8 protein-coding genes are annotated in these 10,290 nt (G+C 30.5%); 6 read left to right on the plus strand and 2 right to left on the minus strand.

What is annotated here, in order from left to right; genetic code table 11:
* Positions 1-865: substrate-binding periplasmic protein (locus ACIQ56_RS09835; RefSeq protein ID WP_397600888.1), on the plus strand; the 865-nt coding region annotated here is incomplete at its 5' end.
* A 10-nt stretch (positions 866-875) separates the two neighbouring features.
* On the opposite strand, the gene ACIQ56_RS09840 is transcribed toward ACIQ56_RS09835, so the two are convergent.
* Complete coding sequence (locus ACIQ56_RS09840) at positions 876-2,126, minus strand: NAD(P)/FAD-dependent oxidoreductase (protein WP_397600889.1); 1,251 nt, start codon at positions 2,124-2,126, stop codon at positions 876-878.
* A 519-nt stretch (positions 2,127-2,645) separates the two neighbouring features.
* Here ACIQ56_RS09840 and ACIQ56_RS09845 point away from each other — a divergent pair.
* Complete coding sequence (locus ACIQ56_RS09845; protein WP_397600890.1) at positions 2,646-3,002, plus strand: type II toxin-antitoxin system PemK/MazF family toxin; 357 nt, start codon at positions 2,646-2,648, stop codon at positions 3,000-3,002.
* Between the two features lie 167 nt (positions 3,003-3,169).
* The gene (locus ACIQ56_RS09850; protein WP_397600891.1) at positions 3,170-3,508 is read left to right on the plus strand and encodes a CZB domain-containing protein; all 339 of its coding nucleotides are present in this window, start codon (positions 3,170-3,172) and stop codon (positions 3,506-3,508) included.
* Here the strand turns inward: ACIQ56_RS09850 and ACIQ56_RS09855 are convergent.
* Positions 3,505-4,800: an MFS transporter gene (locus ACIQ56_RS09855; protein WP_397600892.1), complete on the minus strand. Its 1,296-nt coding sequence runs from the start codon at positions 4,798-4,800 to the stop codon at positions 3,505-3,507. The genes ACIQ56_RS09850 and ACIQ56_RS09855 overlap by 4 nt on opposite strands.
* 165 nt (positions 4,801-4,965) lie before the next feature.
* Here ACIQ56_RS09855 and ACIQ56_RS09860 point away from each other — a divergent pair, with 165 nt between their 5' ends.
* From ACIQ56_RS09860 to ACIQ56_RS09870, 3 genes are all read left to right on the plus strand, one after another.
* Positions 4,966-7,344, plus strand: a complete 2,379-nt coding sequence (locus ACIQ56_RS09860; RefSeq protein ID WP_397600893.1) for a 3-hydroxyacyl-CoA dehydrogenase/enoyl-CoA hydratase family protein — start codon at positions 4,966-4,968, stop codon at positions 7,342-7,344.
* A 14-nt stretch (positions 7,345-7,358) separates the two neighbouring features.
* Positions 7,359-8,552, plus strand: a complete 1,194-nt coding sequence (locus ACIQ56_RS09865) for an acetyl-CoA C-acyltransferase (RefSeq protein WP_397600894.1) — start codon at positions 7,359-7,361, stop codon at positions 8,550-8,552.
* Positions 8,553-8,861: 309 nt separating this feature from the next.
* Positions 8,862-10,190 carry an SGNH/GDSL hydrolase family protein gene (locus ACIQ56_RS09870; protein WP_397600895.1) on the plus strand — a complete coding sequence of 443 codons (1,329 nt, stop codon included), beginning with the start codon at positions 8,862-8,864 and terminating at the stop codon, positions 10,188-10,190.
* The last annotated feature ends 100 nt before the right edge of the window (positions 10,191-10,290 follow it).

The following is a 10,290-nucleotide window of genomic DNA, read 5'->3' on the forward strand; positions in this document are numbered from 1 at the left end:
AATTATCTTGATACTATCAACAAAATCAAAAACCACTCTCTATAAAAAATTTAATTCCATTCATTGTGTTTGTAAAATGCACTTATTGGGAGGACACTTTGTCTCTAGCCTTATGCTAATGAACCCTTTAAATGCAAAAGAATTGACTTTTTGCCATGAAGATAGTGAATCATTCCCATGGATTATGAAGAATAATTCAGGACTCAATATGATTGAAATTCAAGAAATTGAAAAGAAATTGACAGATATAAAAATCAAATTTACTGCAGCCCCTTGGAAGCGCTGTTTAGAAGAACTCAAAGAAAACAAATTTGATGGTGTCTTTGCTGGTAGCTACAAAGCGGATCGACTAGAAAATGGAGCTTATCCTGGTATTCCTCTGGGTTCAAAAGAAGGAAAACCAGATGACTCTAAACGAACTCATACCTCTGAATATGCTCTTTATATTAAAAAGGGAAGCAACATTCATTGGGATGGAAGTAAGATAACAGGAGCTAAAAAAGTTGGGGCTCAAAGCGGCTTTTCCATTGTTGATTTATTAAATAAACAAAAAGAGATGAAAAATATTGATACTGTAGAAGACTCCGCTAAAACCTCGGTAGCTCTCATAAATAATGTTTCTAAAGGAAACCTAGACGCTGCCGCTATGCTTGTTTTTCAAGCGGATAATACAATAAAATCTAATAAAGAATTTTCAAATGTCATTAAGCTAGATCCGCCACTTGAAAAAAAATCATATTTTTTGATTTTATCTCATAAACTAGTAAAAGAAGACCCTGAACTTGCAAAAAAAATATGGAAAAATCTTGAAGAAGTTAGAGAATCAAAAGAATACAAAGCAAAAATAAAAGAAATATTAAAATGAAGAAATAACTTTACAAAAAATTTATTTTTAGTTTTTTAGCAATATCATTACCTGCAAGCCACCCCCCGGTCCAAGCATTTTGAAAATTAAAACCACCTGTTATCCCATCTATATCAACAGTTTCTCCTGCAAAATAAAGTCCTTGATGAATTTTACTTTCCATATTTCTAAAATCGATTTCATCTCTAGTAACCCCACCAGCTGTTACAAACTCCTCTTTAAAAACACCTTTTCCAGATACATCCAATTTTGTTTGCGTTACTTTATTTGCTAAATCAATTAATTGTTTTTTTGTTACATCAGCATAAATTTGATCTTCATTTATATTTGAAACTTTTAATAAGGAGTCCCAGAATCTTTTTACACATTGAAAAGGATTTTCATTCGTAATTTTTTTCTTTAGAGAATTTTTTTTACATTTTTCAAGTATTTCCAATGCCGAATCAAATTTTAAATTTCCTTGCCAATTTACAATAATACATGCCTTATATTTTGATTGGTAAAGCTCTCTCGCAGCAAAAGCAGATAATTTTAATATTGCTGGACCACTTAACCCCCAATGAGTAATTAAACACGGCCCCTCCTGAATAAAATCTTTTGAAATACCTTCTATTTTTAAAATTATTTTTACTTTAGAAAAAGAAATACCAGGTAAATCATCTAATAATGGATCTTTTATTTGAAAAGTAAATAAAGAAGGAACTGGTGAAATTAGTTTATGGCTTAGTTTTTCGGCTAAAGAAACTCCATAAGGCATACTACCTGTTGCTAATAATATATTTTTAGCAAAAATGGGTTCCTCAGATTTTACGAATAATTCATAACCATTTGTAACTTTAACAATATTTTCAACCAATTTGTTTTTTCTTAATAAAACTCCTGATTCTCTTGCAGCGCTCGTTAAACAGTCCACTATTGTTTGAGAGTCATTTGTTATGGGAAACATTCTCCCATCTTCTTCAACTTTTAATTCGACACCATGTTCTTGAAACCAAGAAACAGTATCTTTCGGTTGAAAACGATGGAATGGACCGACAAGTTCTTTTTGGCCTCGTGGATAATAAGTAACAAGTTGTTTCGGATCATATTGAAAATGCGTTACGTTACAACGACCTCCACCCGAAATTTTTACTTTAGTAAGAACTCGGCCTGTTGCTTCTAATATGAGAACTTTAGCTCCTTGGTGAGCCTCTGCGCAGGCAATAGCTCCAAAAAACCCTGCTGCACCACCTCCTATGACAACCAAATCCCATTCTTCCATTTTTATCTCCATTAAGAGGCTTACAAAGAGATGAAAACTATATTTTAAAGGACAAATTGGCAAGATTTCGATGGTTAAAATTCATTTTATTTTAGATATAATATAGGCAGAGGTCGTATTTTGATTTTTTAACAATATTTTCAATTTGTTACATGATTTTTTATTTAATCATGAAGGAACTTTCGTCTTCAATAATGAAAATATTCATTATTGAAGACGAAACCTAAATAAAATAATATTCAAACATAACATAATATTATGAACTTATATTAATAATATATCTAAACATTTAGATAAATAATTAAAAAACATTAGAAACAAGGTAACATACTTAATTCATTAATTTATACTTAAATATAGTTATTTATTTCTATAAATATCTATAATAACTTATATAATTAATTTCATAAATACACTAAAAATAAGATGACAATTTTTTTTTGTTTTGTTAATTTGATTTATCGAGTTTTTCAACCTCGTTATTTAAACATATATTTTCTGATGGAAGGAAAACTCATTATGAAACAATGGGAAATTTGGAAAATAGATTTAACTCAACTCACCGATCCAGCAATATTATCTCAAATATCTGAAGAAAAAAATGAAATTAATTACTGCATTATTGTAACTGGACAAAGCTATTTAGACACTTATCATGCGCCTACGGTATTACCAATATTACTTCATTGCCTAGGAAGCTACTCTGCTATTGCAATTGAAGGAAGTAAACAAACTGGCCTTTTTTGTGAATCGTACATTACTTGCAATCAAATATTAACTGTTCAAAGAAATATTTTTATCAAAAAAGTTGGCATGGTTCCAGAAAATTTAAGAAGTAAAATTCAAAATAAAATGTTTGCATACTTCAAAGAATAAAATATAAAAAATAGTATTATAAATACAAAAAGGTTTAAATGAAATTATATTCATTTAAACCTTTTTGTATTTAATATGAAATCAAAAATTCATTTAATAACTTTACATAATCTAAAAATAATAATATTATTTTCTTTAATTATTTAATTATAGTTAAAGGATTTCCAATGAACTTTGATGATGCCGTAAAAGCCCATACCGCATGGAAAGTGAAATTGTTTCATTATTTAAAAAATCCGGACAAATCTCTTGATCGAAACATGGTTTGCAAAGACAATATTTGTGATTTAGGTAAATGGATTTATAAAGTTGAAAATAAATTTTCAACCAACAAAAACTATCTTAAATTAAAATCCATTCATGCTGATTTCCATAAAGAAGCAGCAAATATTGTAGACGGGGAAATCATAAATGAATCAGATATAACCGGAAACAATTCTAAATTTAATAATTTATCAAATAAAATTGTTTCTGTCTTAATGCAAATGCAACATTTACTTATCTAAAGATTCTTTTTGTATGTTTCTTTAAGATAAATTGACGTGATAAAGGCAACCAACATTATTACCATTGTAATTAATATTATAAATAAATAATTCCCTTGAAATAATACAGCAGACAACAAAGCAGGAGTTAAACCACCTATTATTGCATAAGGAATGTTATAAGAAAGAGATAAAGCTGTTGCTCTAATTTTAGTTTCAAAAATTTCTGCAAATAAAGAACTTGAAGCTCCAACATATAGTCCAAAAGAAATAGACAAAATAAACATATAAAGATAAATAAACATATTTTCATTCATATTTGCCAACAAATAAAATAAAGGCCCAAAAGCAAGAATCATAAAAACAGTTGAATAAATTATTACTTTTTTCCTTCCTGTATAATCAGAGATAAATCCTCCAATTAATATAAAAATGGAAAAAACTATCATTGAAAAACCGTTTACTGAAAGAGCGAAATCATTCGATTTTTTTAAATAAGATTCCAAAAATGTAGGATTCCAAATATAAATTAATTGATAAAAATATGCATAAGCAGCGACTAATAAAACAACAATAGTAATTAACTTAATAACCTCTTTTTTTGCTAAAAGAGAAAGAAATTTTTTGAACGATATTTTCCCCAATTCTTTCTTTTGACTAGTATAAACAGAGCTTTCTTTAAGCATGAGACGAATAAAAATAACTAATGTATTTAAAATAAATCCTATAAAAAAACTAACTCTCCATCCATAAGTATACAGAGTATTATTTTTTTCAAAATAATGAATTATACCAAGAGTAATAAATGAACTAATTAAAATTCCAATTGCTGTACTTGAAGGGACTGTGCTTGTATATAAGCCTCTCCGTTTTTTAGGACTCATTTCTGAAATGTAACAAAGAGAGGTTGTGTATTCACCCGCAATTGAAAAACCTTGTACAAATCTTAATATCGATAAAATAATTGCAGCACTGAAACCAATTTGTTCATGTGTTGGAATAAAACAAATAATTAAGCTTGGAATTGCCATTAATAATTGGGATATAATTAATGTTTTTCTTCTTCCTACTTTATCACCTAAATAACCAAAAAAAATGGCGCCAAATGGGCGAGCCAAAAATCCAATTGCAAAAATTAAAAAAACATAAATTATACTTTTCTTTTCACTAACATCAGGAAAAAAAAGTTTTGATAAAACAGGAGTAAGATAAGCATAAGCCAAGAAACTATACCATTCAACAACATTCCCTAAACCACTACCTAAAACGGTTAAAAAGATACTTGAAGTAGACTTTATTTTAAAGCTAGCCATTCTTTCCTCCAATTAATTAAATTAACAAAGAAATTCTAACATCAGCTTTCTTTACAAAAAAGGTATGCAATCACTTAAAGTTGTCAAATCAAATTTAAAAGTTTACACTCCAGCGCAACCTAGAAGTCGTATATGTTCTGTTACGTTTTAAATGCGAGGTTAAAAATGGCAAATGAAAATCGTTTTTTAGTTCGAAAAGTAGCCGTTTTAGGTTCTGGTGTAATGGGCTCACAAATTGCTGCTCATTTAGCAAATGCAAATGTTGAAGTTATTTTATTTGATCTTACTTCTAAAGAAGGACATCCTAATAGTATTGTCCAAAAATCTTTAGCGTTTTTACAAAAATTAGAGCCAACTCCATTTTCTGTAAAATCAAAAGTAAACTATATCACTGCAGCAAATTATGATAATGATATAAATCTTCTTGAACAATGTGATTTAATTATTGAAGCAATTAGTGAAAGAATGGACTGGAAAAAAGATCTTTATTCAAAAGTTTCTTCTAAAATCGCATCACATGCCATATTTGCAACAAATACATCTGGTTTATCAATTCAATCTTTATCTGAGGTATTGCCCTCGCATTTAAGAAAGAATTTTTGCGGAATTCATTTTTTTAACCCACCAAGGTATATGACGCTTGTTGAAATCATACCTCAAAAAGAAACAGACTCTAAAACTCTTGATCAATTAGAAGCCTTTTTAACAACAACACTTGGAAAAGGTGTGATTCGTGCAAAAGACACCCCAAATTTTATTGCAAATAGAATTGGTGTTTTTTCTATGTTAGCAACAATGTACCATACCGATAAATTTCACTTAGGTTTTGATACTGTTGACGCTTTAACTGGGACTTCAATTGGCAGAGCAAAAAGTGCGACTTATAGAACGTTAGATGTTGTTGGAATTGATACTCTCGCTCATGTTATTAAAACAATGGGAGATACTCTGCCAAATGATCCATGGCATTCCATTTTTAAGGTACCAAATTGGATACAAACCTTAATATCTAAAGGAGCCGTAGGACAAAAAGCGGGAGCCGGGGTTTACAAAAAAAATGGAAAAGAAATTCATGTTCTTGATCTTGAATTACAAAACTATCGTTTAAGTAAACAAGAAGTGGATCCTTCTGTTGAAGCTATTTTAAAAATAAAAGACCCTTCTGAAAAATTTAAACAATTAATTAAATCAGATAATCCTCAAGCTCAATTTTTATGGTCTATTTTCAGAGATTTATTTCATTACTGTTCCGTTCAATTACAAGATATATCTGAAAATGCACGAGATCTCGACTTAGCTATTCGCTGGGGATACGGTTGGTCCATGGGGCCATTTGAAACTTGGCAAGCGGCTGGCTGGAAATTAATTACAGAAGCTATAAATAATGATATTGCATCTGGAAAGTCTATAACAAATACGCCTCTACCAACATGGGTAACAGATCAAAATCGTGTTGCTGTGCATTTTGCAGAAGGAAGTTATTCACCAACTAAAAAAATAAATGAAGAGAGAAGAAAACTTCCAGTTTACTTAAGACAACATTATCCTGAAAAAGTTTTAGGTGAAAAACACTCCTATGGTGAAACCATTTTTGAAAATGATGGTGTTCGTCTTTGGAATATTGATCCAGACATAGCAGTTCTTTCTTTTAAAAGTAAAATGCATGCCATTGGTTCCGATGTTTTAGATGGTGTGATCGAATCTGTTAAAGTAGCAGAAAAAAACTTTAAAGGTTTGGTACTTTGGCAAACTGAATCTCCTTTTAGCGCAGGTGCAAATCTTGCTCAAGTAACACAAGCATTACAAACAAATAACTTCACCATTCTTGAGACAATGGTAAAACGTTTTCAAGAAGCATCCATGGCATTAAAACATTCATTAATTCCTACAGTCGCAGCCGTTCAAGGACTTGCACTTGGAGGAGGATGTGAATTTGTGATGCACTGCTCTAAAGCAGTAGCAGCACTTGAAACTTATATGGGACTTGTTGAAGTGGGAGTTGGACTTCTTCCTGCAGGAGGCGGTTGTAAAGAGTTTACATTGCGTGCAAGCCGCGAAGCAAAAGGAGGAAATATTTTCCCATTTTTGCAAAGATATTTTGAAAATATTGCAATGGCAAAAGTATCAAGAAGTGCTGAAGATGCAAAAGAACTTGGTTATTTAAGAGCATCCGACACCATCATTTTTAATCCAAATGAGTTACTTTATGTTGCTACCGCCGAAGCAAAAGGAATGTATGAATCTGGCTATCGTCCACCTCTAAAATCAAGAGACATAATCGTCACTGGAAAAGGTGGAATTGCAACCTTTAAAGCAGCTCTTGTAAATATGTTAGCTGGTGGTTTTATCTCTGAGCATGATTTTGAAATTGGAAAAAAAGTAGCAACCATTTTAGGTGGTGGAGAGATTGAACAAGGTAACATGGTAACTGACGAATGGTTACTTGAATTAGAATATCGTTTCTTTATGGAACTATTAAAAACAAATAAGACGCAGCAAAGAATAGAATTCATGCTAAAAAATGGCAAACCACTAAGAAATTAAGAAGGAGTTTCCATATGTCAAAACAAATTCAAGATGCTTACATTTGTGCCGCAATAAGAACTCCTGTGGGTAAAGCTCCTCGAGGTGTATATAAAGTAACAAGACCAGATGATCTACTTGCTCACTGCTTAAAAGGTTTATTAATTCAAGCACCCGAAATCGATCCAAACGAAATTGGTGACGTTATCGTAGGCTGCGCCATGCCTGAAGCAGAGCAAGGAATGAACGTCGCTCGTATTTCCCTTTTATTAGCAGGATACCCAAATTCAGTTCCCGGAATGACGATCAATCGTTTTTGTTCCTCAGGAATTCAAGCAGTAGCCATGGCTGCAGATAGAATTAAATTGGGAGAAGCCGATTTAATGGTTGCCGCAGGAACAGAAAGCATGAGCCTTATCCCCATGATGGGTCATAAAGTTGTGATGAATCCTTCTTTTTTTACGGATCAAAACATAGGTATTGCTTATGGAATGGGAATGACAGCAGAAAAGGTTGCTGATAAATGGAAAGTAACAAGAGAAGCACAAGATTTATTTGCTTTAGAAAGTCACAGAAGAGCTACAGAAGCAATTAAAAAAGGTGAATTTAAAAATGAAATTATTCCTTATACAATAACAGATGCTTCTCCTGGAAGAATTGGGGAAATCATTACAAGTAACAAAGTAATTATCCATGATGAAGGACCAAGAGCAGAGTCAACTATTGAAGCATTAGCAAAATTAAAACCTGTTTTTGCGGCACGAGGAAGTGTTACCGCAGGAAATAGCTCACAAATGAGTGATGGCGCTGCCGCTATTCTTTTAGCAAGCGAAAAAGCAATCAAAAAATATAATCTTGTTCCCTTAGCAAGATTTGTGAGTTTTTCTGTTGCAGGAGTTCCTCCAGAAATTATGGGAATTGGTCCAAAAGAAGCTATTCCAAAAGTTTTAAAACAGGCTGGTATTAAACAAAATAATATCGATTGGTTTGAATTAAATGAAGCATTTGCTGCACAAAGCTTGGCCGTTATTCATGATTTAGGATTAGACCCTTCAAAAGTAAACCCTTTAGGTGGAGCAATTGCTTTAGGACATCCCCTTGGTGCAACTGGCGCTATCCGAACAGCAACAATCGTTCATGGTATGAAAAGACATAATCTTAAATATGGGATTGTTACTATGTGTATTGGTACTGGTATGGGAGCTGCTGGTTTAATAGAAATGGTTTAAAATAATCTTTCCTCTTCAAAAAGAAGAGTTATTCTCTTCTTAATCCCTTAATAAAACAAAATTCCTTTGATTAGATTAAAAATTTATCAATAACTTATTATCAATTACAGATTATAAATCTATTAACAATTAAGAAATATATAATCTAAATTAAATTTATTTTTATCAAAAACTCTTATAAATTCAAAAAAACAGCTATATTCTATAAATAATATAAATTTAATTTTAAAAACACATATGGCACAAGAATTGCTTTAGTAAAAATAGGTGGATTTTAAATATTTATATATAAGAAATAAAGGAATTATTATGGTTATAAAAAAATTTATTAATTTTAAAAATATTTTCTTCTTATGCTTATTTATGAAGTATTCCATTGTTGCTATAGCAGCAGATTATTATATGGCTTGCTATTATTACGATACAAATCGTGGTGAGAATTCACATAACCCCTCTCTTATGAAAGCAAGCACTTTAATACCTGGAGCAATGACAAATTATTTTTGGGCAATCGACTTAAATAATTCGAGCTATGTTAAATTAAAGGGAAAAGTTGTAGATGCTTTCTATTATGCAGAAAATATAAGTTATGAAACTGCTAGAGAACAATGCCAAAAAGCAATAACACAAGGTACATTTTTTTGGAAATCAAACCAAAATTACAAATTATATGATATTAAAGCGTCTCGTTCTAATTATGATGGATACGAATATCCAATTCGGTTTAAAATAGATGATCCAAATAAAGGATATATCAAACAAATTGTTTTGTTTGGAGATAGTCTTTCTGATTCTGGTAATTTAAAAAGATGGACAAAAGTCATGCCATCATATCCATTTTGGTTTGGAAGATTTTCAGATGGATTTATTTGGAATGATTATTTAAAAAAACTAGCTCATTTACCAATATTAAATTTTTCATTTGGTGGTGCAAAAACAGAAGGTAACAATAATTTTTACATTAAAGACTTCATGGATTATATTGTTTCCTATGGAAGAAATATTGTAACAGGAAGTTCAAGAGATTATATTAATAATTATATTAATAATTATTTAACTAATGATTCTTATAATAGTAAGTCTTATTATATATCTAATCCAGATGAAACATTATTTGTTTTATGGATAGGTGCGAATGACTATATTTCAACCTTTGAACAAACAATGTATTCTGAAGATTTTTTTAAATATCCTGATTCCATTAATGGTTCAAGAACAGTTTCTAAAAGAGCTGTAGATAATATTATTTCGCAAATTAAAACTTTAAGTGATAGAGGGGGAAGACATTTTTTAGTTTTAAATCTTCCAGATTTTGGAAAAACACCACTAACTTTAGATATGAAATATGAAAAAGGCCTTGATGATAAAAAAGATAAATTAGAATTTTCGAAAAATATTTCTAATGTAATCAGCTTTTACAATAATTATTTAAAAAATGAATTAGATAATATGGAAAGTAGTCCTTATCGTAAAATAAATATTTCTCTATTAGATGTTTTTAAAAACTTTAATTCCCTTCTTGATGGAAAAGATATATTTACAAATCAAGATTTTAATTATGGATTTACAAAACTAGATTCTATTTATCCTATTCCTGGTGAAACTGAAAAGTTTATTCAAGATGTGTCCTCCCAATAAGTGCATTTTACAAACACAATGAATGGAATTAAATTTTTTATAGAGAGTGGTTTTTGATTTTGTTGATAGTATCAAGATAATTCCAAGGTAACCAATCTTT

This window comes from Silvanigrella sp. (assembly GCF_044369315.1).
Taxonomy (GTDB): Bacteria; Bdellovibrionota_B; Oligoflexia; order Silvanigrellales; family Silvanigrellaceae; genus Silvanigrella.